Genomic DNA, 23,834 nt, shown 5'->3' with positions numbered 1-23,834 from the left:
TGATTGACCGTACACCCATGCCTCCGGATCATGCCGCCATGTCCATCCTGCTTCGCATCGCGCTGATCCTCATCCTCGCCATCGGCGGCGGCTCCCTGGCCCTGGCCCAGGACGCTCCCGATGCACCGTCCTCCTCCGCCGCCGCACCGGTCACCGTGGACCAGCTCAACGGCCAGCTCGAGCAGCTGCGCCAGACGCTGGCCGACACCGACAAACTCGGCGACGCCGCCCTGCAGGACCTGCGCTCGCGCGCGCAGGCGCTGCAGCAGCAGGCCGATCAGCTGGTCGCCTCGCTGTCGCCGCAGTCCGATGCGCTGAAAGCCAAGCTCGACGTGCTCGGGCCCGCGCCGGAAAAAGGCCAGCCCGGCGAACCGCCGGAGGTGGCCAACCAGCGCAAGCAGCTGGGCAAGGACAAGGCCGATCTCGATGCGCAGATGAAGCAGGCCAAGACGGTGAGCCTGGAAAGCGCCCAGCTTGCCGGGCAGATCGTCGGGCTGCGCCGCCAGCTGTTCGAAGCGCGGCTCAGCCAGCGCACCTCCTCGCCGCTCAGCCTCGCGTTCTGGTCCTCGCTGTCGCGCAATGCGCCGGACGACCGCGCCGGCCTGGCGGAACTGGGCCGCGATACCTGGACGGCGATGAGCAAGGCCTGGCAGCCCGGCAACCGCACGCCGTTCTTTATCTGCACGCTGGCCGCCATCGCGCTGTTCGCGGTGGGCCGCCGCCTGCTGGAACAGGCGCTGCTGCGCCTGACCAGCGACCGCATGCCGGCCGGCCATCTGCGCCGCAGCGCGCTGGCGCTGTTCATCACCCTGGGCACCACGCTCACCTTCGGCTTCGCCGCCTATCTGCTGTACCTGGGGCTGGATTGGAACGGCACCCTGGGCGAGGAGATCGGCGGGCTGTTCGCATCGCTGGTGATGCTGGCCTGGATCGCCGCATATATCGCCGGCCTGGGCCGCGCGCTGCTCAGCTCCGGCCGTCCGTCGTGGCGCATGCCGGCGCTGAGCGACGATCTCGCGCGCCGCCTGCGTCCGTTCCCGCCGCTGCTGGCCTGGTGCACCTTGCTGATCGGGCTGGCCGAGCGCATCACCGCGCAGGTTTCCGCATCCCTGTCGGCCACGGTGGCCGTCAACGGCTTGCTCTCGCTATTGGTAGCGGGGCTGATCGCGGCGGCGCTGCTGCGCATGGGCCGCGCGCGGCGCGCCCTGCTCGCCGCCGGCACCGCGCCCGGCAAGCGGCCGCTGTGGGTGGGCCTGCTGGTGGCGGTGGCGTTCGCCGGCGTGGTCACGCTGGCGCTGAGCCTGCTCACCGGCTATATCGCCCTCGCCTTCTTCGAGGCGCGGCAGATGCTGCGCGGCGGCGTGATCGTCGGCACCGTGTACCTGCTGATGCATCTGCTCAACGACGTGTTCGAGAGCCTGCTCTCGCCGGATTCGCGCACCGGCTCGCGCATGCATGAATCCTTCGGCGTGTCGCCCGTGCGGATGGAGCAGGCCGCGGTGGTGCTGTCCGGGGTGACCCGCGCGCTCCTGCTGCTGCTGGCGATCTCCTCGCTGCTGTCGCCCTACAACGCCGGCCCCGACGAACTGTTCGAACGCGGCAGCCAGCTGTTCGCCGGGCGCACCATCGGCACCTTGTCGATCGTGCCGGGCAATATCTTCAGCGCGCTCGGCGTGCTGGTGGCCGGCGTGGCGGCGATCCGCCTGGTCAAGCGCTGGCTGTCGCAGCAGCTGCTGCCGAAGACCGCACTGGACCCGGGCATGCAGATGTCCATCGTCACCCTGCTCGGCTACGTCTGCGGCGTGCTGGTGTTCGTGCTGGTGCTGGGCGCGCTGAAGGTGGACCTGCAGAGCATCACCTGGGTGGCCTCGGCGCTGTCGGTGGGCATCGGCTTCGGCCTGCAGGCGATCGTGCAGAACTTCATCTCGGGCCTGATCCTGCTGGCCGAGCGGCCGGTGAAGGTCGGCGACTGGGTCAGCCTGCCGGGCGCGGGCGTGGAAGGCGACATCAAGCGCATCAACGTGCGCGCCACCGAGATCCAGCAGGGCGACCGCTCCACCGTGATCGTGCCGAACTCGCAGCTGATCACCCAGAACGTGCGCAATGTGACCCAGGCCGGCGCGCTCGGCCGCGTGCAGATCCGCCTGCCGCTGCCGCTGAGCACCGACGCCGGCAAGGCGCGCAAGGTGCTGCTGGGCACGATGGGCGAACACCCCTCCACCTTGGAAACGCCCAAGCCCAGCGTGCAGCTGGACACCATCGACGGGCAGTCGCTGATCTTCGTGTGCACGGCCTATGTCGGCAGCCCGCGCGAAGTCGCCGCGGTGAAGAGCGACCTGCTGTTCGAGATGCTCGAGCGACTGGCCAACGCGCAGCTGCCGATGTCGACGCCGCAGGACATGGTGCTGCGCCGTCCGCCATCGGAATCGCGTACCAGCGTCGACGCGCAGTTCGGCGCGCCGCCGCCGGCCACGCCGCCGGCCAGCTGACGCCCTATGCCACCGGCAGGTAGATGTCGGTGCGCAGCAACGCTTCCGGTGTCTGCTCGGGGTCGTCCAGGTAGTGATGGAAGAACGGCAGGTCGCGCAGCTCGCGGCCGCTGCCGGGCAGCCAGTGCGCGAGCAGCGCGTCGGTGGCGTCGTCGAGCAGGTCGAAGCTGCCGACGTGGCGATAGCGCGCCCACTGGCCGCCGCCGAGTTGTTCGGCGATCAGGCCCGCGCCCGGTTCCGCCGGGCGATCGAACGCCACCGCGCAGTCGAAATCGACGCCTTCCGGCGGCGCGTCGCGATGATCGCCGTGCAGCACGCCGTAGACGCCGCTGACGTGCTCCACCAGGCCCTGCGTGGCCGCCCACTCGAACAGCCGCAGATAGACCTTGTCCAGGCCGTCGAACGGCCCGCGATGGCGCACCGCAATCACCCGGAACGGCTCCATCGAAACCACTTCCACGCGCAGCTCCGCCGCTTCGTGCGCAGGCGTCGGCGCGCGGCTGGATTGCTCGATCGCCTGCGCCACGCGCTCCGGCTGCGCGCGCAGTTCGCTGGGCGAGGCGCCATAGGCCTGGCGGAACGCGCGCGCGAACGCCTGCGGCGTTTCATAGCCCACCGCCAGCGCGGCATCGGTCACCGGTTGCGCGGGATCGGCCAGCAGCTTCAGCGCGCGTAGAAGGCGCAGCCGCAGCACCGTGCCGCCGGGCGTTTCGCCGGTAAGCGCGCGGTAGATGCGGTGGAAATGGAAGGCCGACAGATGCGCCGCTTCGGCCAGCTGGCCCGGGTCGGGCAGTTCGGCGCTGCTGTCGACGGCGCGCTGCAGCAGCGCAACCGCGCGCTCGATGCCTTGCACGTAGCGGTGGCGGGTCTGGTCTTTCATGCTGGCTCTCCGTGAGGTGGCGCCGCCCAGGATCGGCGCACTACTCCGCCGCCGCGGTTCCGATCCTGCGCATACGGCACCCGTCCCGGAAGCAGCGCAAGCCATAGGCAAGAAGTCATGGTGGGCACCATCCGGCGATGACCGTAAAGTCGGCGTTCATTCTCCCATCCCCTTCACGCCGCCCGCGATGGACCGCCTTGCGGCCCTGCCTGGAGGTTTCATGTCGATCAGCCGCCCGCTCCTTCTTACCGCCGCGCTCGCCGCCGTCCTCGGCGCCGGCCTTGCCCAGGCGCAGACCGCGCCGCTCACGCCGGACATCCCGGCCAAGTTCGAATCGCCCACCACGGGCTTCGACTACGTCAAGCGCGAGGTGATGATCCCGATGCGCGACGGCGTAAAGCTGCACACCGTGATCGTGATCCCCAAGGGCGCCAGGCACGCGCCGATCCTGCTCACCCGCACGCCATACAACGCCAGCGGCCGCGCCGCGCGGCTGGAGTCGTCGAGCATGCTGGCCGAGCTGCCGCAGGGCGACGAAGTGTTCGTGCGCGGCGGCTATATCCGCGTCTTCCAGGACGTGCGCGGCAAGTACGGCTCCGAAGGCGATTACGTGATGACGCGCCCGCTGCGCGGCCCGCTCAACTCCAGCGAAGTCGACCACTCCACCGACGCCTACGACACCATCGACTGGCTGGTGAAGAACCTGCCCGAATCCAACGGCAAGGTCGGCATGCTCGGTTCGTCGTACGAAGGCTTCACCGTGGTGATGGCGCTGATCAACCCGCATCCGGCGCTGAAGGTGGCCGCGCCGGAAAGCCCGATGGTCGACGGCTGGATGGGCGACGACTGGTTCCACTACGGCGCCTACCGCCAGACCAACTTCGACTACATCCGCGGCCAGACCGCGCAGAAGGGCAAGGGCTCGTCCGCGCCGCGCGACGGCTACGACGACTACAGCAATTTCCTCGAAGCCGGCTCCGCCGGCGACTACGCGCGCGCCAACGGCTTCGAGCAGCTGCCGTTCTGGAAGAAGCTGGACGAACACCCCGCCTACGACGCGTTCTGGCAGGGCCAGGCGCTGGACAAGATCATGGCGCAGCAGCCGCTGAAGGTGCCGACCATGTGGCTGCAGGGCCTGTGGGACCAGGAAGACATGTGGGGCGCCATCCACAGCTACGAGGCGACGGAACCGAAGGACAAGGGCAACGACAAGAACTTCCTGGTGATGGGCCCGTGGCGCCATAGCCAGGTGAACTACGACGGCACCTCGCTGGGCCCGCTGAAGTGGGACGGCGACACCGCCCTGCAGTTCCGCCGCGACGTGCTCAAGCCGTTCTTCGACCAGTACCTGGTGGACGGCGCGCCGAAGGCGAACACGCCGCCGGTGCTGATCTACAACACCGGCGAGAACCGCTGGGACCGCTTCAAGACCTGGCCGCTCAGCTGCGACAGCGGCTGCGCCAGCAAGCCCAAGGCGCTGTACCTGGAAGCCGGCGGCAAGCTCTCGTTCGAGGCGCCGGCCGACAGCGCGTCGAAGTACGACGAATACATCTCCGATCCGGCCAAGCCGGTGCCGTACCTGCCGCGCCCGGTGCACTTCGCCGACCACGATGCGTGGACGCGCTGGCTGGTCACCGACCAGCGTTTCGTCGACGGCCGTCCGGACGTGCTCACCTACGTCAGCGAACCGCTGACGGCGCCGCTGCACGTCGGCGGCGCGCCGCAGGTGAACCTGTATGCGTCGACCAGCGGCACCGACAGCGACTGGGCGGTGAAGCTGATCGACGTGTATCCGGACACGGTGGCCTCCGACCCCGACATGGGCGGCTACGAGCTGCCGATCTCGCTGGATATCTTCCGCGGCCGCTACCGCACCAGCTTCGAGCATCCGCAGGCGATCGCCGCGGACCAGCCGCTGCTGTACAGCTTCGGCCTGCCGACGGTGAACCACGTGTTCCAGCCCGGACACCGCATCATGGTGCAGGTGCAGTCCACGCTGTTCCCGCTGTACGACCGCAATCCGCAGACCTTCGTGCCGAACATCTTCGACGCCAGGCCGGGCGATTACCGCAAGGCGACGCAGCGCGTGTGGCACGCGCCGGGGACGCTGAGCGCGATCAGCCTGCCAGTCGTGAAGTGACGCAGGTTGGGGTGAGCACAGCGAACCCCAACGTCGCGCAACACAAAAAACGAAACGGCCTGCCCTGGTGCGTCATCCCGGCGCAGGCCGGGATCCAGTAACGACCACCTTGCACGCTGTCGTGCTTACGTCCCAATGCTGGCTTGGTGGCGCCGCGTCATCACCGGGCGGTGTCGCCACTGGATCCCGGCCTGCGCCGGGATGACGGCCTGGATAGCGCGCGGCATGTACCAAACAAAAAAGGGCTGGCGGAAACGCCAGCCCTTTCTGTTTTCAACGCCGCGACGCTACGCGGTTACGGCGTGCAAGCCTTGCCATGATCGCCGTGATAGCCCTTGGCCTTCGCATCGGCTTCGCTCATGTACGAGCCCTGCTTGGTCTTGCCGTACCACTTGTCGCTCGGACAGTGATAGACCTTGCTGCTCGCATTCACCCACACCATGCCCGGGCCACCGCCCGGCGCCGGCTGCGAGTTGGGCGACGGCGGCATCGGCATCGGCTTCTTCGGCGCGGCCGCGGCGGCGGGTGCCGACGCTGCGGCGGGAGCAGCCTGCGGCGTCGGCGCGGGTGCGGCGGGAGCCGCGGCAGCAGGCGCAGCCGCCGGTGCGGCAGCCGCAGCCGCGGCGGCCGCGGCGTACCACTCCTTCACGCCCTTGTGGCCGGAACAGGCCCCCTTCTTGGTGGCGTGATCGGTGTAGCTGCCGTCCTTGCACTGGCCGGTGGAACCGGCCGGCGCCGACGCCTGCTGCGCGAACACGGCCGGACCGGCCAACAGGCAGGCCGCCATCACTGCGATCGAAACGAACGATTTCATCTGTACTCCCTCCAGCGCGATTGACCTTCCGTTGCTTCGCCGCGGGTGCCGCCCTTGCCCCCATGCCGCCGCGAAACACATGCGCCGACCGGCGCACGCGGCGCGACTATGCATCAAAAAAAACAACGCGCCATGCGTGGGGGCATGGCGCGTTCATCATTCATCGTGCTGTTTCGCAAGCTCTTGCGCAGGGCTTTCATCCGCCCGTCGCAAACCGGCTGGCGTAGGTTGGGGTGAGCCGGAGGCGAACCCCAACATGGCCCGATCCAGACGCATCGCATCGTTGGGGTTCGCCGAAGGCTCACCCCAACCTACACCGCACACCTTATTTCGCGGGCGGCTTCAACGTCGAACCCGGACGCGCGATGCCGTACATCTCCCAGGTGATCTGCTTGAGCAAGGCCCAGCGGTCGTCGCCCTGCACGTACAGGTCGAAATGCGTGCGGTCCGGAATGAAGCGCACCTCGGCCTTCGCATGCAGTCCGTCGAGCACGGCCTTCAGGCGATGCGCCGCGCCGTCCAGGTAGAACGTATCGGCGGTGCCCACGATCAGGTGGATCTTGCCGTCCAGGTCCGGCTTCAACGCCGGCCATTCCTTCTGCAGGCGGTGCGCGATGTCGTAATGCTCGATCCAGTACGCCGCCACCGCCGGATCGACCGCGCCGGTATCGCGATCGAACATCGGCTGCGGACGCCCGTCCGCGCCGCGCGGCGAGAACACCCAGTCGAACGAGGCGAGCTGGCCGCCGTATTCGCCGAGCACGCGCTCCAGCCTGGCGTACTGCTCGAAGGTGGCCAGCACCTTGCCCTTGTCGCGGATCAGCGGGTTGGCCGAACCGTCCGGCTTGCGGAAGGCATTGGCATCGGACAGGTACAGGTCCACGCCGGTGAAATCGTGGAAGTCGCTGGGATCGGGCGAGGTCGACCAGGTGCCGCCGAACACCTTCGGATAACGCGTCTGTAGCCACAGCGTGGCCCAGCCGCCGGAGGAATGCCCGTTGAGGAAGCGGCCCCGCGCCTTGCCGTCCATGCGGTACTGCTTTTCCAGCGACGGGATCAGCTCCTCGGTGAGCGCCTTGCCCCAGGGGCCGTTGTTCACCGAGTCGGCGAATTCGTGCGTGCCGGTGGGGCTGGACTCGTCCAGGAACACCCAGATCATCGGCGGCATCTCGCCCTTGGCGGTCGCCGCGTAGCTGTTGGCGATCGGGCCGTACAGGCGGTCGCCGCCGCCGCCGAAGCCGTGCGTGTAGTACACCACCGGATAGCGCTCGGCCTTCTTCGCCTGGTAGTCCGGCGGCAGCAGCACCCAGCCGCGCATATGGATGGGCCGGCCCCAGAACGCCGACAGCGCGGGGCTGACGAAATCGATCGGCTGCGCATGCTCGCGCGCGGCAGCCATCGCATCGCGCATGTCTTTCGGGGCGGACGGCGGCAAGGTCCACGCTTCGCGCGCCGGCAGCGTCCTGCTCAACTGCAGCACCGGCAGCGACGCCGCCGGCAGATGCACCGGCGTCACCTCGCTGACCACGTCGCCCGCGCCGCGCCCGCTGTAGTTGTAGTTGTGGTTGGCATCGAGCACCGCCTGCACCAGGTAGTCGCCGGCCGGCAGCTTGGCCAGCGGGCCGGGAAAGGCGATGTCGTCGGCATCCAGGCTGACCGTGTCGCCGGGCGCCAGCCGCGCCACTTCGCGCGCGGCCACCAGGGTCTGGTCCGGATGCAGCGGATTGACGTCGACTTCCTCCACCTTGCCGTCCTTCGCCTCGGCCTTGGCCGCCGCGGCGCTGGTGACGAACAGCAGCAGGCGCCCGCCGACCGGCACGGTCTGCGCGCCGCCGAGCTGCACCTGGACATAGTGATGCGCAACCGGCGCATCGTTGCGGGCCTGCGCGCTGCCGATGAGCGCAAGGCCCAGCAGCGCGGCGGTGACGGGACGGCGAAGCAGCATGGCGTTCTCCCTGAAAACCGGATGGGGAAGACGGCGGCGCAGCCCCCTGCGCCGCCGCCGGGGTTCAATCGTCTTTGGCGTTCTTCACCGGCGCCAGGCGCAGGTCCTGGAAGTCGAAGCTGAAATCGGTGAGCGGCGAGATCGGCTCCATGCGCGCCTCGCGGATCGCGCCGTCGGCATCGAGGGTGAAGCTGACGAAGGCGTCGGCATTGAGCGAGCGGTCGTCCCAGCGCACCACGAAGGTGTCGTGCTGCCACGGCGTCATGGTGCCCACCAGCTGCGGCGTCTTGCTGAAGGTCAGGCGCAGCTTGCCGCCTTGCTGCGCGACCACGACGTCGCCGTACCAGCGGTCGCGATAGGTGCCGGCATACCTGGCGACGGCCAGCGAGGGCTTGCCGTTCCTGTCGCGCGCGGCCTCGTGCTTCTTCCAGCTGTCGTCGGCCTTGTCTTCGGACTTCTTCACCGCGGCGGCATACGCGGCGACCCAATCGGTCTTGTCGCGGCCCAGGTACGCATCGAGCACGCGATAGGTGACCGCGTTGAACGCGGCGCCGGATTCCTGGTTGGTCAGCACCACCACGCCGAGCTTCAGCTCCGGCACCAGGGTCAGGCGCGAGACCATACCCGGCCAGCCGCCGGTGTGCCACACCAGGCGCTGCCCGCGGTAGTCGGTCAGGAACCAGCCCTCGCCGTAGCCGGCGAAGTTCGGCTTCACCGCGGCCAGTTCCGGCACCGGCGGTTCGCCGATGCGCATCGGCGTGAGCATCGACCACATCTGCTTCTGGCTTTCTTCCTTGAACAGGCGCTTGCCGTTCGGCAGCGCGCCGCCGGCCAGCTGCAGGTTCATCCACTTGGCCAGGTCGTGCACGCTGGCATAGATGCCGCCGGCGCCGGGGTTGTTGACCCAGGCCATCGGCGGCACCGGCTTCAGGTCCTTGAAATCGAACTTGGCGTGGCCCATGGCCACGTCCATGCCGGGCTTCAGATAGGTCATGTCGACCAGTGACTCGTCCATGCCTACCGGCTTGAACAGGTTGTCGCGCACGAAGTCGGCGTAGCTCTGGCCCGAGGTTTCCTCGATCACCAGCGTGGCCACCGCGAACAGGATGTTGTCGTAGGCGTAGGCGCTGCGGAAGCTGGTGGCCAGCGGTACCTCGCGCAGGCGCTGCACCACTTCCCTGGTGCTGTATCTGGTGGGCGGCCAGTACAGCAGGTCGCCCGCGCCCAAGCCTAAGCCGCTGCGGTGGGCGAGCAGGTCGCGGATGCGCATCTCGCGCGTGACGTACGGGTCGGACATCTGGAACCACGGCAGATGGTCGATCACGCGGTCGTCCATCTTCAGCTTGCCGCGCTCGGCCAGGATCTGCAGCGAGGCGGCGGTAAAGGCCTTGGTGTTGGAGGCGATGGCGAACAGCGTGTGGGCATCCACCGCGCCGGACTTGCCGGCCTCTTTCTCGCCGAAGCCCTGCTCCAGCACCACCTTGCCGTCCTTGACGATGGCCACCGCGATGCCCGGCACCTCGAACTGCTTGCGCGCGCTGTCGACGTAGGCGGTGAAGTCCTGCAATTGCGCGGGCAGCGCCGCGCTGGCGGAGGCGGCCGGCGCGCTATCGGGCAGCGGCGGCTGCGCCCAGACCGGGGAAGCGGCAAAGGCCAGCAGCGCGGCGCAGCAGGCCAGGCGCGGGGACAGGACTCGTCGGGACATCGTCGGCTCCAGCTTGGCGAAAGCGGCCAACTATCGCGGCAAAGCCGCGCCGGCGCCAGCGCGGAAAGTCACAGCCGCCGCGGGGCGCCTGCCAACTCAGTCGTGCGCGGGCTTGCCGCGGCTTTCCAGCCACGGCGCCAGCGACACCGACCAGATGTTTTCGCTGGCGTTGTCCCAGGCCTGCATGCGCGCCAGGTCCTTCTCGGCCTGCTCATGCGAACGCGGATAGCTCACTTTCTCCGCGCGATGGCTGCTGAAGTAGAGCGTGCGGCCGTCCGGCCCCAGGTGCGCGCCCCAGGGGTCGCCGACGTTGACCGCATCGCCCAGGTCGACCGGCGCGCTCCAGCCGCTGCCTTCGCGGAAGGCGATGTACAGGCGGTCGGCCTTGCCCTTCCCCGCGTAATCGGCGTCGAACACGATGAAAGACTCATCGGGCGCGATCGCCGGATCGAGCTTGTGCGCGGCCGCGTCGCCCAGCACCACCAGCTCCGGCGCCTCGTAGGTGCCGTTGCGGTACTGCGTGCGGTACAGGCGGAACTCGTCGTCGTCGCCCGGACGCTGGAAATACACGCTGCCATCGGCGGCAACGCTCGGCGCATAGGTGCGCGTGCTGCTGTTGACCGCATCCGGCAGCCGCACCGGCTCGCCCCAGCCGTCGCCCTTGCGCTCGACGCGCCACAGATGCCCGCCCGCCGCATGCTGCACCTTGCCGTTCGCCATCACGCCATCCAGCGCTTTGCCGCCGGGCGTGTCGGGACGGTTGGAGGTGAACACGATGAAGGAGCCGTCCGGCGCCATCGCCGGATCGTGGTCCAGCCATTGTCCGGAGAACGGTGCGATGCGCGGCTCGGACCAGGCGTGGCCGATCTTGTGCGATTCCAGGATCACCGCGTTCGGCCAGCTGATGCGGTCGAAGAACACGGTGTGGCCGTCCGGCGAGAACGCGGCGGAGTCTTCGTTGGCCGGGCCGGACACCACGCCCGGCGCGAAGATTTCCGGCACGGTGTCGCGTGTATCGGCCACGGCGTTCGCCGCCACGGCAAGACCCAGCGACAGCAGGGCGTAAGCGAACGGTTTCATGGACGGATCCGTCGATGCCGTAACGGCGATGCGCCTGGATACGCTTCGCCCCGGCGCGCGGCGCGTGCCTGAAGTCACGACCGCGGGTTCACGCGCCGCCATGGCATCATCGCCGCCCCGCCACCGCGCCCCGCCAAGCCAGCGACCCGACCCGATGGACGATCTCTTCAGCAGCGCCACGCCCCGCGCCGAACGCATCCGCACCGGCATCGGCGGCTGGAACTACGCACCCTGGCGCAAGAATTTCTACCCGGAAGGACTGGTGCAGCGGCGCGAGCTGGAATACGCCAGCCGGCACCTGCGCGCGATCGAGATCAACGGCACTTACTACGGTGCGCAGAAGGCCGAGACCTACGGCCGCTGGGCGGCGGAGACGCCGGAAGGCTTCGTGTTTTCCTTGAAAGCGCCGCGCTATGTCACGGAGGGCAAGCGCCTGGCGGCCACCGGCAAAGGCATCGACAGTTTCGTGCACGGCGGCCTGGCCGAAATGGGCGACCGGCTGGGGCCGATCCTGTGGCAGCTGCCGCCGTCGCGCGTGTTCGACGCGGACGACATCGCCGCGTTTCTCGATCTGCTGCCGCGCCAATTGAACGGCAAGCCGCTGCGCCACGTGCTGGAGGTGCGGCATCGCAGTTTTCTCAGCGATGCGTATGTGGCGCTGGCGCGCGAGCGGCGTATTCCCACCGTGTACACCGACTCGCCGGAGTATCCGAATATCGCCGACCTGACCGGAGACTTCGCTTATGCGCGGTTGATGCGCAGTGCGGATGGCGAGGCGACGGGTTATCCGGCGGCGGCGCTGGACGAGTGGGCGGATCGTGCGCAGCGTTGGGCGCGTGGCGAGGATTGCGCGGAGCTGCCGCATTTCGCGGCGCCGCTGGCGAAGGCGGAGCCGCGCGACGTGTTCGTTTATTTCATCAGTGCGGCGAAGCATCTGAATCCGGCGGCAGCGATGGCGCTGCAGAAACGCGTCGACCGCACGGCGTAGGTTGGGGTGAGCCGCAGGCAAACCCCAACAATGCGGTGCGTTTGGATGTTGCGATGTTGGGGTTCGCCTGCGGCTCACCCCAACCTACGCCGGCTTGATCCGCCTAGGCCGCGGCGGCGAGCTCTTCGCGGATCGCCGCCACCATCTCGTACGACCTGCGGCGCAGCGCGTGCTCGAACACATTCGCCGTGATCATCAGCTCATCCGGCTGGTGACGCCCGATAAACGCGAGCAAGCCCTCCCGCACCGAACGCGCATCGCCCACCACCGAACAGGCCAGCGCGCGCTCCACGCCGAACTTCTCGGTCGGCGTCCAGTAGCTCTCGATATCGTCGATCGGTGGCGGAATCAGCCCCGGCATGCCGCGGCGCAGATTGATGAAGCTCTGCTGCTGGGTGGTGAACAGCTTGCGCGCCTGCGCATCGCTTTCGGCCGCGATCACGTTGATGCCGAGCATCGCGTGAGGCCGCGCCAGGTGTTCCGACGGGCGGAAATCGCGGCGATACAACGCCAGTGCCTCGTCCATCGCATCCGGCGCGAAGTGCGAAGCGAATGCATACGGCAGGCCCAGCGCCGCGGCCAGGCGCGCGCCGAACAGGCTGGAGCCGAGGATCCACACCGGCACGTCGATACCCGCGCCGGGCACCGCGCGCACCGGCTGGCCGGCCTGCGCCGGCTGGAAATACCTCAGCAGCTCCTGCACGTCTTCGGGGAACGCATCGGCGCTCTCGTAATAGCGGCGCAGCGCGCGTGCCGTCGGCTGGTCGGTGCCGGGCGCGCGGCCCAGGCCCAGGTCGATGCGGCCGGGATACAGCGAAGCCAGCGTGCCGAACTGCTCGGCCACCTGCAGCGGCGCGTGGTTGGGCAGCATGATGCCGCCGGCGCCGACGCGGATGCTCGAGGTGCCGCCGGCGATATGGCCGATCAGCACCGAAGTGGCGGCGCTGGCGATGCCGGGCATGTTGTGGTGCTCGGCCAGCCAGTAGCGCCGGTAGCCCAGGCGCTCGGCCAGGCGGGCCAGGTCCAGGCTGTTGGCGAAGGCCTGCGCCGGCGTGCTGCCCTGGGTGACCGGCGCCAGATCGAGTACGGAAAACGGAATCATGGAGTGTCCTCGCGGCGAAGCTCCCGATCTGGGGGCGGACCGGGGCATTGCCAGCCTCCCCGGTACAGAAAATGTCGACCGGCCTGCAGAGCCGGCGACGCGGGCGGCCCATGCTCTACAGCTTCGATCCGGGCAGCCGATAACCCGGCGGGGAGACCGCGTCCGCGGCAGCAGGGGAGAACCACACGATGTACTGGCTAAGGCGCTTCTTCGCCCCCTCGCCCCTGCCCGCCGTACAGCCGCTGGCGCGCGCGCAGTTCCAGCGCCCGGCCAGGGCGCCGGCCGCTCCGCTGGCAGCGCCTGCGCCCGCCCCCGCGCCGGAATTGGCTGCGCTGGCCGAACGCTTCCAGCGCTTCATGCTCGGCCTGCCCGACGCGCGCCAGGGTGCCAACCCGAACGAGGCCGCCCTGCTGCGGCGCCTGCAGATCGTGGCCGAGCGCTTCGACGTGCGCAGCCTGCCGCGCCTGCCCGCGGTGCTGCCGCAGCTGCTGCTGGCATTGAAGAACGACGACGTGGCCGGCGCCGAGCTGGCGCGCCTGGTCGGGCGCGATCCGATGCTGGTCGGCGAAGTGATGCGGGTCAGCCGCAGCATCTACTACCGCACCCTGCATTCGATCCAGAGCCTGCAGCACGCGGTGGTGCTGCTGGGCCAGGACGGGCTGCGCCGCGTGGCGACCCAGCACATGATGAAACCGATCCTGCAGGCCAGCGCCGGCGTGCACGGCCTGGTGGCGGGACAGCGGCTGTGGGATCACGCCGAACGCTGCGCGCATGCCAGCGCCTTTCTCGGCAAGTTCGCCGGCTGCGATCCGTTCGAGGCTTACCTGGCCGGCATCGTGTGCAATACCGGCACCGGTGCGGTGATCCATCTGCTGAGCATGGAAGAGATTGCCGCGCCCGAGACGCTGAGCCCCGCCTTCCTCGAAGGCTGCGCCCAGCTGGGCGCGAGCCTGACCTTGCGCGCCGCGCGCCACTGGGAACTGCCGGGCGCGGTGATCCAGGCACTGTCCGAACATGCGCAGGAACAGGCGCCGGAAACGCTGTCTCCGCTCGGCAAGACGTTGCACGTGGCGCATTACCTGTCGATGGCGCAGCTGCTGCGCGATCATCGCGCGCTCGACGCCATGCCCGATCTCAGCGAAGCCTGGCCGGCGCGCTTCGCACCGGCGCAGGTCGCGCGCTGCCAGCAGGATCTGCAGCACCAGTTCGATTCGGTGCCGCGCGAAAAAGGCTACTGATCCTTGGGCGCTTCCGGATGGCGTTCCAGCCATTCCGCCAGCGCCGCCTTGTAGCGGTCCAGCGCCGCTTCGTACAGATCGTAGATGCAGGGCACGCAGCCCTCGCCGCAGCAGTCGAGCGCGTCGGGTTCGATGGGCCTTACCGGCCGTGGATCGCCGGGAGGCGCGGAGCCTCCCGGCGCTTGTTCTTCAGAGCCGCTCAAGCGCTCAACCCGGCTTGCGGAACCGGTACGCGAACTGATCGGTATGCCCGCGTATGGCCTTGTCGAAGACCTTGATGTCGTGCGGATCGGCGGGATTGCGCAGCACGTTGCTTTCGCCGTCGAACACGAAGCCCGCCGCTTCCACCTGCTTCTTGACGATGGCCGGATCGATGCGGTGCAAGGTGTCGGTGTCGCGCATGCCGGAACCGGCTTCGGCCACGTGGTCGACGATCACGAACAGGCCGCCGGGCTTGAGCGCATCGAACACCTGCTTGTTGAGCACGGCCGGATCGATCTTGCCCATGAACTTGTCCGGGTAGTCGTGGTAGTTCTGCGAGGTGAACACCATGTCGACCGGCTTGGGCACGCTGAACTGGTTGCCCGGCTGCAGCAGCACGCTGACGTTCTTGTAGTGCGGCTGCGCGGCGAGCGCGTTGGAGGCCTTTACGTCGGAATCGGCCTCCTGCGCATACTCGTTGGGCCACACGTCGTAGACATGTCCGCCGTCGCCGACGGCGGCGCTGAACAAGCGGGTGAAGTAGCCGCCGCCGGGAATCAGGTCGACCACGCTTTGGCCGGGCTTCACTTCGGCGAAGGCCAGCAGCTCGCCGCCCTTGCGGCGCGCGTCGTTGGCGGCGTCGGCCTTGCGCGCCGGATCGGCGACCGCGGCGGCGACGTTGGCGGGCATGGCGCCGGCGGGTTTCGGCGGCTGTGCCGCGGCGGCCAGCGGCAGGGCGAGGACGATCAACGCTGCGAGAACGGTCGTGCGCATGACGGGACTCCGCGGTGGGTTGGGAGCGGCATTGTGCGCCTAAACCGCGGGCCGGGAGCCAGGACCTTCGGCACCTCCGCTCAGGCCAGCGGCCAGCTGTGCAGCAGCCGGTAATCGCCCTGCCCGACCACGCTGTGCACCAGCGCCAGCTGCTGCACGCGCCAGGCCAGCGGCCCCACCGGAAGCTCCGGCAGCAGGCCGCCGCGGCTGTAGCCCAGGGTGACGTGCGGGGTGAACGTGCGCGACAGATGCGCGCCCTGGCCGGCGCGGATCAGGCCTTCGCGCAGCTGGCTCCACAGCTGCAGCAGCGGCGCGGGCACCTCGCGCGAACGCAGGATGCAGGGCGGTTCGCGGCCGTGGAAGCTGGCCGCGTAGTCCAGCGTCCATTCGAAGGCACCGGCCTGCAGCGCATCGCCGGCGCGGGTGGCGGCCTGCACGATGTCGTCGCGCAGCATCGGATGGTCGCCCAGGAAATGCACGGTGGCGTGGTAGCGCGCCGGCGACACCCAGCGCAGGCGCAGGCCGGGCTGGCCGGCTTTCAGCATGTCGGCGACGCCGGCGAAAGCGGCGCGCGTGGCCTCGTCCGGCAGCAGGGCGAAGAACAGGCGGTGGGTCTGCGCGGGCTCGGCCTGGCCGCCCAGCAGGTCCAGCTGGGGCGAGTCAAAGACGTTCGGTGTCATGGCGGCATCCGCTGTGCATCGGCGCGCACCTTAGCGCAAGCCATGCGGCGCCGGGGGCGCCACGCGGCGATAACAAGCAGCGCACGCCCTGCTTACTCAAGCAGGCCAACAATACGCCGCAGGAAGCCACGCCTCGCGCGGCGGCCCGGACGACCGCACCGCGCGGGGCTCACCGCGCGTGCTGACTTGATCGTTTAGTCCGCCGACGCTTCCGCCACCGGTGCGGGCCGGTGGCGCAGCGTGCGCTGCGCCAGCACCAGCGCGATCACCGAGCAGGCCGCGATGCCGGCGAGCATCGGCCGCGCCGTGCCATCCAGGAAACGCCCGACGACGCCGATCACCACGGCGCCCGTGCCGAACTGGATGGTGCCGAGCAGGGCCGAGGCGGTGCCGGCGATCTTGCCGTGCTCTTCCAGCGCCAGCACGGCGGAGCTGGGCATCACCAGGCCGAGGAAGCCATAGCCGACGAACAGCAGGGCCATCAGCACCCCTAAGTTGTCGATGCCGGCGAGATTGAGCAGCAGCAGCGCCACCATCACCACGCTGTAGCCCACCACCGCGGTGCGCACCAGCCGCGGCAGGCCGTAGCGCTTGCCCAGGCCGCCGGTGAACTGCGCCGCGCCGATGAACGCCACCGCATTGACCGAGAACGCCAGGCCGTACAGGGTGGGCGACAGGCCGTAGTGGTCGATCAGCACGAAGGACGAATTGGCCAGATATGCGAAGAAGCTCGCCACGCCGAACGAGCAGATGAACACCAGGCCCAGGTAGTGCGGATCGCGCAGCAGGGTGCCATAGGCCGACAGCGCGCTGCGCACGTTGCTCGCCACGCGCGCTTCGCGTGGCCGGGTTTCCTTCAGCGCGGTCGCCGCCAGCACCAGGCCGAGCACGGCGGCGACGGCCACCGTCCAGAAGATGCCGCGCCAGCTGGCCAGGCGGATCACCAGGCTGCCGGTGAGGGGGGCCAGGATCGGCGACACGCTGAACACCAGCATCAGCAGCGACATCAGCTGCGCGGCGTCGTGGCCGGTGTGCATGTCGCGCACGATCGCGCGCGGGATCACCATGCCAGCGCAGGCGCCCAGGCCCTGCACGAAGCGGAACGCGATGAGCGTGTGGATGTCCGGCGCCATCGCGCAGCCGATGCTGCCCAGCGCAAACAGCACCAGGCCGAAGTAGATCGGCGGCTTGCGGCCGACCATGTCCGATACCGGCCCGTAGATCAGCTGGCCGATGCCCACCGCCGCGAAGAACACCATCAGGCTCAGCTGCGCGGTGTCGACGTCGGTATGCAGCGCCTCGCGGATGGTCGGCAGCGCCGGCAGGTACATGTCGATGGCGAACGGCCCGATGGCCGACAGCAGGCCCAGAATGAGCGCCGCCCCGAAAAGCCGGGTATTCATGGGTGGGGTTTCCTTGCGAGAGCGGAAGCGGGTGGCCGGGGCGGGGCAGCCGGAACGGCCAGGACGGGCTGGCGTGGCGGCAGCAATGGGAGCCTCGGCGAGGCGCGAATTATTGAACCAGAAAGTATAGAAATGCAAGCCCGTCGAGCTGCCTTGCGCCGCGGGACGGCCAAGGACTTTACAGCACGCTGTTGGCGAGCAGCGATAAGAAACGTCGCAAAGTGCCAGCACTCTGCCCCCTCTCCCCTTCGGGGAGAGGGCTGAAGAGTTCGGTCTGGGGGCTGCACATCCCGATCACCTCAACATACCCCCTCTCCCCTCCGGGGAGAGGGCTGGGGTGAGGGGCCGGTCGGAGCGGTGAGCTGAGGGTCGTACAAAGCGCTCAAAGCTTTTCCTTGCTCCGCAGCAGCGCTACCGCGAGCACCCGCCCCTCATCTGCCTGCCGGCATCTTCTCCCCGGAGGGGAGAAGAGTTCCCCGCTGCGGCGCTTGTCCTGCGAGTGCCGCGCGGATCTCCCGCAGCTTCGCCTTCACCTTCGCCGCGTTCTCCGGCCCCATCCGCAGCAGCAACTTCTGTCCCGCGGAAAGCCCCTGCAGGGAAGGATCGGCAAAGCGGTAATAGGTATCGCCGCGCACCAATGCGATCGGCACCGCGCTGCCGGGGGTGGCGAGCATGTCGTCGATCGCCGCGACCAGCCGGTCGTTGAAGTAGCCGCGCGGATAGCCCAGCTCGCGGTACGCCTGCTGGAACAGCGGGTAATAGCGCACGTACCACGCCACCGCCTTGCGCGCGTCCACCGCCTCGGCCACGCGCACGTAGGGCGCATAGCGTTCCGCATTGCGCGGCGACAGTTCGATGCTGCCTTCCTGTTCGTCCACCGCGAAGGCGCCGCGCGGCGTGCGCAGCGGCAGGATGCGCGTGGCCACGCCCTGGCGCGGCAGCGCATCCACGGTGGCGACGATGCGCGGGATGATCTGCTCGCGCAGCAGCAGGCCGGTGAGATCGCCGCCGCCCAGCTGCGCGAGTTCGTCGGCGACGGTGCCGTCGCTGCCGTCGAGCGCGGGCAGCGGCGCGGTGGAGGCAGACGCCGGCCCCGCATCGGCGATGGGATGGCGGATCGCCGACGACGGCGGCGCCGGCATCCCGCTGCTCGCCGCGGCGGCCGGCGCGGATGGCGCTTCCTGCGCGCCTTGCAGCCCCTTGCGCCAGAGATAGACACCGCCCGCAATCGCCGCCGCCACCACGACCACCGCCACCAGCCACGCACCGTACGAGTTCTGCTGCTTCTTCACTGCCGCGCACCTCATCTGCTTCATGACCACCACGATGAGACTGGCCCCGTCCCGGATGGTTCATCCCGCGTGGCCGCGGCGCCCCCCATGGCAAGCTCCGCGTGCGCCGCAGTAACCTGCACTCGCCGCGGCATCCCCCATTGGCTGCGGCATCCGCAAGTCCACATCGACGCTTCGCCCAGGAGGAAGAACATGGCTTTCTCTGTCCGTGCCGAAAGCAGTGCCATCTCCAACATCAATGTCACGCCCCTGGTGGACGTGCTGCTGGTGCTGCTGATCATCTTCATGATCACCGCGCCGGTGATCACCCACCGCACCCGCATCGACCTGCCCACCGCCGGCGGCAAGGCGCTGCCGGCGGCCGAGCCGATCCGCCTGGCGATCCAGGCCGACGGTTCGCTGTACTGGAACGACACGCCGATCGACCAGGCGCAGCTCGACACACAATTGGCCGTCGCCGCGCAGCAGGCCGCACCGCCGCGCCTGGTCATCAATGCCGCCGACGGCGCCGCCTACCAGGCGGTGGCCCACGTGCTGGCGCAGGCCAAGGCGCAAGGCCTGGCCGGGATCGATTTCGCGCGCTGAAGCTCGCGGCGCAGGGGGCGGAAATATTTTTCCGTCCCCTTGTCGATTTCGCTTTTCCTGGTTCGTCGCCTGGATGGAACGCCACCGCGGCGCCCTTTGCCATCCACTCAAGAGGATCCAGCCATGACCGCCCGCTTCCAGCGCATCACCCCGTTCCTGTGGTTCAACGACCAGGCCGAGCAGGCCGCCCAGCGGTATGTGTCGCTGTTCGAGAACTCGCGCATCACCCACGTGGCGCGCTACACCAGGGAAGTGGCGCAGGCGGCCGGACGCAAGGAAGGCGACGTGATGACGGTGGCGTTCGAACTGGACGGCCAGTCGTTCACCGCGATCAACGGCGGCCCGATCTTCAAGCTCTCCGAAGCGTTCTCGCTGGTGGTGCATTGCCGCTCGCAGCAGGAGATCGACCATTTCTGGAACGGCCTCATCGCCGACGGCGGCGCCGAAAGCCAGTGCGGCTGGCTGAAGGACCGCTACGGCCTGTCGTGGCAGATCGTGCCGGAAGAACTGATCACGCTGATGACCGGCCCGGAACAGGACAAGGCCGCGCGCGCCATGGGCGCGGTGATGCAGATGCAGAAGATCGACCTGGAGCAGATCCGCAAGGCGGCTGCGTAAGAGCCGGGGGCGCGCCGGCTGCCGCCGGTGCGCCTCGCTTTACTGGGTGTGCACCCAGTGCACGTAGATGTTGTTTTCCTCGTCGTCCGTGCGGGTGCCCTTGCGCCCGTCGGCCACCACGCCCCACACGCTGCGCAGGCCGGTGGCGGTATGGCGGTCGATGCGCAGCTTCTCGTCCTTGGCGATGGGGAACTGCGTTTCCAGCACCAGGGCCTGGCCGCGCTCCCATACCAGCAGGGCCGGCCGGCCGCCGCTGGCGCCCCAGCCGATATGCACTTCCACCCGCTGCGCCTCGAAGCCGCTGCGGTTGTCCAGGGTCCAGCCTTCCGAGCGGTCGAGCAGCGCCTTCAGGTCGGGATCGGACCAGTCGACCTGGTTGGCGTTCCACTTGGACGGGGGCTTCTGGAAGGACATGGGCGCGTCACCTCGCGATCGGGACCGGCATGCGCCCGATTTTGCCGCCTTCGCGCCGGGTTTGGGTGAACAGCGCGGCCGCCCGGTAGCGAAATCAGGCCCTAGCGCACATGCACCCAATGCACCCAGGCGCCGGCCTCGCGGTCCTCGGCGCGGAACCCTTCGCGGCCGTCCACCACCACACCCCAGGCGCTGCGCACTTCCTCGCCGGCATGGCGGTCGATACGCACGTGCTCGCCCACCGGAATGGCGAAGCCGGTGACCAGCACCACGGCCTGATCGCGCTCCCATACGAGGCTGGCGTGGCGCCCCGATGAGGCGCCCCAGCCCACGTGCAGTTGCACGTCGAGCGGCTCGGCGGTGTCGCGGTTGTCCAGGGTCCAGCCTTCGGTCTTCTTCAGCAGGGCCGACAGGCGCTCGTCGTCCCAGTCGACGCGGTTGCCGCTCAGGCGGGCGGGCGTTTTGTGCATGGGGCGGCAGGCTTCCGGACGGTTGGCGATTACCGCGCTATCGGCCGCGCCCGGGGTTTCTTTAGCGCCGGTTCCGTGATGCGGACCGCGGCGCCATGCCGGCTCAGGCCTTGCGCAGGAAGCAGACCTTCAGCACCAGGCCCTTGATCTTGTCCGAATGGCCTTCGATATGTTCCGCATCGCCGTCGACCAGGCGGATGTTGCGGATCACCGTGCCTTGCTTCAGCGGAATCGAAGAACCCTTCACCTTGAGGTCCTTGATCACCACCACCGTGTCGCCGGCGGCAAGCACATTGCCGTTGACGTCGCGCACCACCAGCGTTTCTTCCTGCGCGGCGGCGGCGGCTACGGGCCATTCGTGGGCACAGTCGGCGCAGACGTAGTTGTCGCCGTCCGGGTAGGTGTTCTCCATGCCGCAGCGCGGACAGGCGGGGATGTCGGACATGGCGGGGTTCCTGCGAAGTAGGCGGTCGGCGATTATATCGCCCGCCTCCCTCCTGCCGCCCGCGCCGTGCCCAGCGACGAACGCCCCTGGTTTCTCTACCTGATCGAATGCCGCGATGGGTCGTACTACGCGGGGATCACCAATGACCTCGATGCGAGGTACCGGGCGCATGTCGATGGCAAGGGCGCGCGGTATACGCGGTCGCACCCGCCGCTGCGGTTGCTGGGGTCGAAGAGCTATCCGGACCGGGCAGCGGCGTCGCGCGCGGAATGGGAAATCAAGCAGCTGCCGAAAGCGAAGAAGCCCGGTTTTCTCACCCCATGACAACCGGCGTAGGTTGGGGTGAGCCGCAGGCGAACCCCAACGATGCGACGCGCCCGATGCGCCCTAGCTGTTGGGGTTCGCCTGCGGCTCACCCCAACCTACGCCATCGCGGCTTTGGCTGACCCAGAACCAATAAAAGCGAACGCAACTCAGCGCATGATGCCCGTGTGACCCAGCGAATAGCGGCCCGGCTGCGGCCACACCGCCAGGCCGTGCGGCTCGGCGCCGACCTTGATCTTGCGCACCGCGCCGGTGCTGGTGTCGAAGGCATAGACCAGGTCGTCGTAGCGGCCCGACAGCCACAGCGTCTTGCCGTCGGCGCTCACGTTGCCCATGTCGGGGCTGCCGCCGCCGGGGATCGGCCAGTTGGCCACCACCTGGCGGGTGGCGAAATCGATCACCGACACGCTGCCCTTGTTGACGCCCTTCTTGTTGCCGCGGCGCTCGCCGTGCACGTGGTTGGAACCGCGGTTGGCGACGTACAGCTTGCTGCCGTCGCGGCTGGGATACAGGCCGTGCGTGCCGATGCCGGTCTTGACGAAACCGATCTTGGTGAAGCTGTCGCCGTCCACCAGGTACACGCCGTCGGCCATCATGTCGGCCACGTAGAACACCTTGCCGTCGGGCGAGACGCGGATGTCCTGCGGCATGCCCTTGGCATTCAGGTCGAGATAGCCCAGCACCTTGCGGTTGACCATGTCGATCTTGACCAGCTTGCCGCCGAATTCGCAGGTAAAGATGGCGTAGCGGCCGTCGATGGAGAAGTCGGCGTGGTTGATGCCCTTGCACTCCGGCGCCTCGAGCTTGCTGCGCAGCTGCATGGTGTGCGCATCGCGGAAGTCCAGGCGCGCGTGCGCTTCGGCCACCACGATGGCCTCCTTGCCGTCGGGGGTGAAGTACATGTTGTAAGGATCGTCCACTTCGATCGCCTTGCCGGCCTTGCCGGTCTTCGGATCGATCGGGGTGAGGCTGCCGTCGCTGCGGCCCTCGGCGTTATTGGTGACCCACAGCGTCTGCAGGTCCCATGCCGGCACCACATGCTGCGGGCTGCGGCCCACCGGCAGGGTGTCGATCACCTTGTAAGTGGCCGGGTCGATCACCGACACCGTGTCGGAGCGCAGGTTGGGTACGTAGATGCGCTGCAGCGCGCCCTTCACCGCCGGGCTGAAATTGCCGGCGCGCGCTTCGGTGTACATGTTGGCCGGATTGATCACCGCGGGCATGCCCGCCACGGTCTGCACCGGCGCCGCCGGCGCGGCGAAGGAAAGGCCAAGACCGGCCAGCGCGCCTGCAACGATGGCAAGCCGCGGCGAGCAAAGGGAACGAGACTTCATGGGGGAGTTCCGTATTGTTCTTCGAGGGAGAGAGAAAGCCCGACTGTGCGATCAGCGGCCGGCCGTGGCCTGGCGGATCGCTTCCACGGTCCGCGCAACGATAGCATCGACGCCAGCCTGGCCGAGCGCCGCGCTGGAACGGCGCGGGTCGCCGCCGAACACGCCGTCGGCCGCGCCGAGTCTGGGACCGCGCTTCAACGCATCCATGCGCACCATCTCGGGCGCCACGGCCAGTTGCAGCGAGGTGTCGGCGAGGCCGGCGTGGGTGCCGATCTCGTCGTCGCGATAGCCCTGCTGGCGCAGCATCGCGGCGAAGCCGTCGGAGCTGGCCTGGTAATAAGCGGCGGGCACGAAGGCATGCACCGGCTTCCCAGCCCAGGCTTTGTCGAGCTGCGCAACCACCCGTTTCAGATCGTTCTGATAACCGCCGTGGTCGCCGAGAAACACCACGTTGCGGAAACCGTGCGCCGCGAAACTCTGCGCCGCGGAAACCAGGCTGGCTTCGAACGCCGCATCCGGCACGGTGATGGTGCCCGGGAATTTCATATGCCCTTGCGGCGGCGAGATCGCACCTTCCGGCACATAGGCCACCACGGGCGCCACCAGCGCGTCGCCGAGTCGCTCGGCAATGCGGCGCGCCAGAAAAAGCGCACGTGCGTTGTGCTTGCCCAGTGCAACGCCCGGCCCGCTCTGCTCGGTGCCGCCGATGGGAATGATGATGGTGGTCTTGCCGGCCTGCTGCGCGGCGCGCAGTTCGGTCCAGGTGAGGTCTTCGAGCATCACGCTGCGCGGCGTCTGGGCGGATGCGCACTGCGCGGCGGCGAACAGCAGGATGGCGGCGAAAGCGCGCCGGAGCGGATAAGTCATGCGGGGATTCGTGCAGCGGTTACGACGGCGCGACACGTTAGCACCA

General features: G+C 68.7%; 23 protein-coding genes. 7 read left to right on the top strand and 16 right to left on the bottom strand.

Going from position 1 to position 23,834, the window contains the following annotated elements:
- Positions 1 to 38 precede the first annotated feature (38 nt).
- Positions 39 to 2,489, top strand: coding sequence for a DUF3772 domain-containing protein (locus FHW85_RS01115; protein WP_168647050.1), 2,451 nt, complete (start codon positions 39 to 41; stop codon positions 2,487 to 2,489).
- Between the two features lie 4 nt (positions 2,490 to 2,493).
- On the opposite strand, the gene FHW85_RS01110 is transcribed toward FHW85_RS01115, so the two are convergent.
- On the bottom strand, positions 2,494 to 3,369 hold the full coding sequence (locus FHW85_RS01110; RefSeq protein ID WP_168647049.1) for a GyrI-like domain-containing protein: 876 nt from the start codon (positions 3,367 to 3,369) through the stop codon (positions 2,494 to 2,496).
- Positions 3,370 to 3,589: 220 nt separating this feature from the next.
- Between FHW85_RS01110 and FHW85_RS01105 the strand changes: the two genes are divergently transcribed.
- Entirely contained in the window at positions 3,590 to 5,509 is a 1,920-nt protein-coding gene (locus FHW85_RS01105; RefSeq protein WP_168647048.1) for a CocE/NonD family hydrolase, read from the top strand.
- A 295-nt stretch (positions 5,510 to 5,804) separates the two neighbouring features.
- Here FHW85_RS01105 and FHW85_RS01100 read toward each other — a convergent pair whose 3' ends face one another.
- From FHW85_RS01100 to FHW85_RS01085, 4 genes are all read right to left on the bottom strand, one after another.
- Entirely contained in the window at positions 5,805 to 6,323 is a 519-nt protein-coding gene (locus FHW85_RS01100; protein ID WP_168647047.1) for a DUF3761 domain-containing protein, read from the bottom strand.
- Positions 6,324 to 6,648: 325 nt separating this feature from the next.
- Positions 6,649 to 8,268: an alpha/beta hydrolase-fold protein gene (locus FHW85_RS01095; RefSeq protein ID WP_168647046.1), complete on the bottom strand. Its 1,620-nt coding sequence runs from the start codon at positions 8,266 to 8,268 to the stop codon at positions 6,649 to 6,651.
- A gap of 64 nt (positions 8,269 to 8,332) precedes the next feature.
- On the bottom strand, positions 8,333 to 9,973 hold the full coding sequence (locus tag FHW85_RS01090) for a serine hydrolase (protein ID WP_168647045.1): 1,641 nt from the start codon (positions 9,971 to 9,973) through the stop codon (positions 8,333 to 8,335).
- 96 nt (positions 9,974 to 10,069) lie between these two features.
- A complete protein-coding gene (locus FHW85_RS01085) occupies positions 10,070 to 11,053 on the bottom strand; it encodes a PD40 domain-containing protein (RefSeq protein WP_168647044.1) in 984 nt (327 codons plus the stop codon).
- A gap of 154 nt (positions 11,054 to 11,207) precedes the next feature.
- Here FHW85_RS01085 and FHW85_RS01080 point away from each other — a divergent pair, with 154 nt between their 5' ends.
- Entirely contained in the window at positions 11,208 to 12,041 is an 834-nt protein-coding gene (locus FHW85_RS01080; RefSeq protein WP_168647043.1) for a DUF72 domain-containing protein, read from the top strand.
- 103 nt (positions 12,042 to 12,144) lie between these two features.
- Here the strand turns inward: FHW85_RS01080 and FHW85_RS01075 are convergent, their stop codons facing one another.
- Complete coding sequence (locus FHW85_RS01075; protein WP_168647042.1) at positions 12,145 to 13,143, bottom strand: LLM class flavin-dependent oxidoreductase; 999 nt, start codon at positions 13,141 to 13,143, stop codon at positions 12,145 to 12,147.
- A 188-nt stretch (positions 13,144 to 13,331) separates the two neighbouring features.
- Here FHW85_RS01075 and FHW85_RS01070 point away from each other — a divergent pair, with 188 nt between their 5' ends.
- Positions 13,332 to 14,381, top strand: a complete 1,050-nt coding sequence (locus FHW85_RS01070; protein ID WP_168647041.1) for an HDOD domain-containing protein — start codon at positions 13,332 to 13,334, stop codon at positions 14,379 to 14,381.
- Here the strand turns inward: FHW85_RS01070 and FHW85_RS01065 are convergent.
- The 5 genes from FHW85_RS01065 to FHW85_RS01045 form a co-directional block, all read right to left on the bottom strand.
- Positions 14,375 to 14,584, bottom strand: coding sequence for an oxidoreductase-like domain-containing protein (locus tag FHW85_RS01065; protein ID WP_167254216.1), 210 nt, complete (start codon positions 14,582 to 14,584; stop codon positions 14,375 to 14,377). The two genes, FHW85_RS01070 and FHW85_RS01065, sit on opposite strands and share 7 nt — an antisense overlap.
- A 4-nt stretch (positions 14,585 to 14,588) precedes the next feature.
- Positions 14,589 to 15,356: a class I SAM-dependent methyltransferase gene (locus FHW85_RS01060; protein ID WP_167254214.1), complete on the bottom strand. Its 768-nt coding sequence runs from the start codon at positions 15,354 to 15,356 to the stop codon at positions 14,589 to 14,591.
- Between the two features lie 80 nt (positions 15,357 to 15,436).
- Positions 15,437 to 16,036, bottom strand: coding sequence for a 2'-5' RNA ligase family protein (locus tag FHW85_RS01055; protein WP_167254212.1), 600 nt, complete (start codon positions 16,034 to 16,036; stop codon positions 15,437 to 15,439).
- 194 nt (positions 16,037 to 16,230) lie between these two features.
- A complete protein-coding gene (locus tag FHW85_RS01050; RefSeq protein WP_168647040.1) occupies positions 16,231 to 17,439 on the bottom strand; it encodes a multidrug effflux MFS transporter in 1,209 nt (402 codons plus the stop codon).
- A 431-nt stretch (positions 17,440 to 17,870) separates the two neighbouring features.
- A complete protein-coding gene (locus FHW85_RS01045; protein WP_246866603.1) occupies positions 17,871 to 18,755 on the bottom strand; it encodes a DUF3014 domain-containing protein in 885 nt (294 codons plus the stop codon).
- A gap of 168 nt (positions 18,756 to 18,923) precedes the next feature.
- On the opposite strand from FHW85_RS01045, the gene FHW85_RS01040 reads away from it, so the two are divergent.
- Together FHW85_RS01040 and FHW85_RS01035 are read left to right on the top strand one after the other, a co-directional pair.
- Positions 18,924 to 19,316 (top strand): biopolymer transporter ExbD, encoded by a 393-nt coding sequence (locus FHW85_RS01040; protein ID WP_167254206.1) that lies wholly within the window; start codon positions 18,924 to 18,926, stop codon positions 19,314 to 19,316.
- Positions 19,317 to 19,439: 123 nt separating this feature from the next.
- The gene (locus tag FHW85_RS01035; RefSeq protein WP_168647039.1) at positions 19,440 to 19,934 is read left to right on the top strand and encodes a VOC family protein; all 495 of its coding nucleotides are present in this window, start codon (positions 19,440 to 19,442) and stop codon (positions 19,932 to 19,934) included.
- Between the two features lie 39 nt (positions 19,935 to 19,973).
- Here the strand turns inward: FHW85_RS01035 and FHW85_RS01030 are convergent, their stop codons facing one another.
- The 3 genes from FHW85_RS01030 to FHW85_RS01020 form a co-directional block, all read right to left on the bottom strand.
- Positions 19,974 to 20,348, bottom strand: a complete 375-nt coding sequence (locus FHW85_RS01030; RefSeq protein WP_167254202.1) for a hypothetical protein — start codon at positions 20,346 to 20,348, stop codon at positions 19,974 to 19,976.
- Positions 20,349 to 20,449: 101 nt separating this feature from the next.
- Positions 20,450 to 20,818, bottom strand: a complete 369-nt coding sequence (locus tag FHW85_RS01025) for a hypothetical protein (protein WP_168647038.1) — start codon at positions 20,816 to 20,818, stop codon at positions 20,450 to 20,452.
- Positions 20,819 to 20,921: 103 nt separating this feature from the next.
- The gene (locus FHW85_RS01020) at positions 20,922 to 21,263 is read right to left on the bottom strand and encodes a zinc ribbon domain-containing protein YjdM (RefSeq protein WP_168647037.1); all 342 of its coding nucleotides are present in this window, start codon (positions 21,261 to 21,263) and stop codon (positions 20,922 to 20,924) included.
- Between the two features lie 66 nt (positions 21,264 to 21,329).
- Here FHW85_RS01020 and FHW85_RS01015 point away from each other — a divergent pair, with 66 nt between their 5' ends.
- On the top strand, positions 21,330 to 21,587 hold the full coding sequence (locus FHW85_RS01015) for a GIY-YIG nuclease family protein (protein WP_167254196.1): 258 nt from the start codon (positions 21,330 to 21,332) through the stop codon (positions 21,585 to 21,587).
- A 149-nt stretch (positions 21,588 to 21,736) separates the two neighbouring features.
- Here FHW85_RS01015 and FHW85_RS01010 read toward each other — a convergent pair whose 3' ends face one another.
- Complete coding sequence (locus FHW85_RS01010; RefSeq protein ID WP_168647036.1) at positions 21,737 to 22,921, bottom strand: YncE family protein; 1,185 nt, start codon at positions 22,919 to 22,921, stop codon at positions 21,737 to 21,739.
- Positions 22,922 to 22,972: 51 nt separating this feature from the next.
- Positions 22,973 to 23,788, bottom strand: a complete 816-nt coding sequence (locus FHW85_RS01005; RefSeq protein ID WP_168647035.1) for a creatininase family protein — start codon at positions 23,786 to 23,788, stop codon at positions 22,973 to 22,975.
- Between the last annotated feature and the right edge of the window lie 46 nt (positions 23,789 to 23,834).

The organism is Dyella sp. SG609, from assembly GCF_012275375.1.
GTDB classification, from domain to species: Bacteria; Pseudomonadota; Gammaproteobacteria; order Xanthomonadales; family Rhodanobacteraceae; genus Dyella_D; species Dyella_D marensis.
Note: the sequence above shows the minus strand (reverse complement) of the source record. Positions and strands in the feature narration are given on the sequence as shown.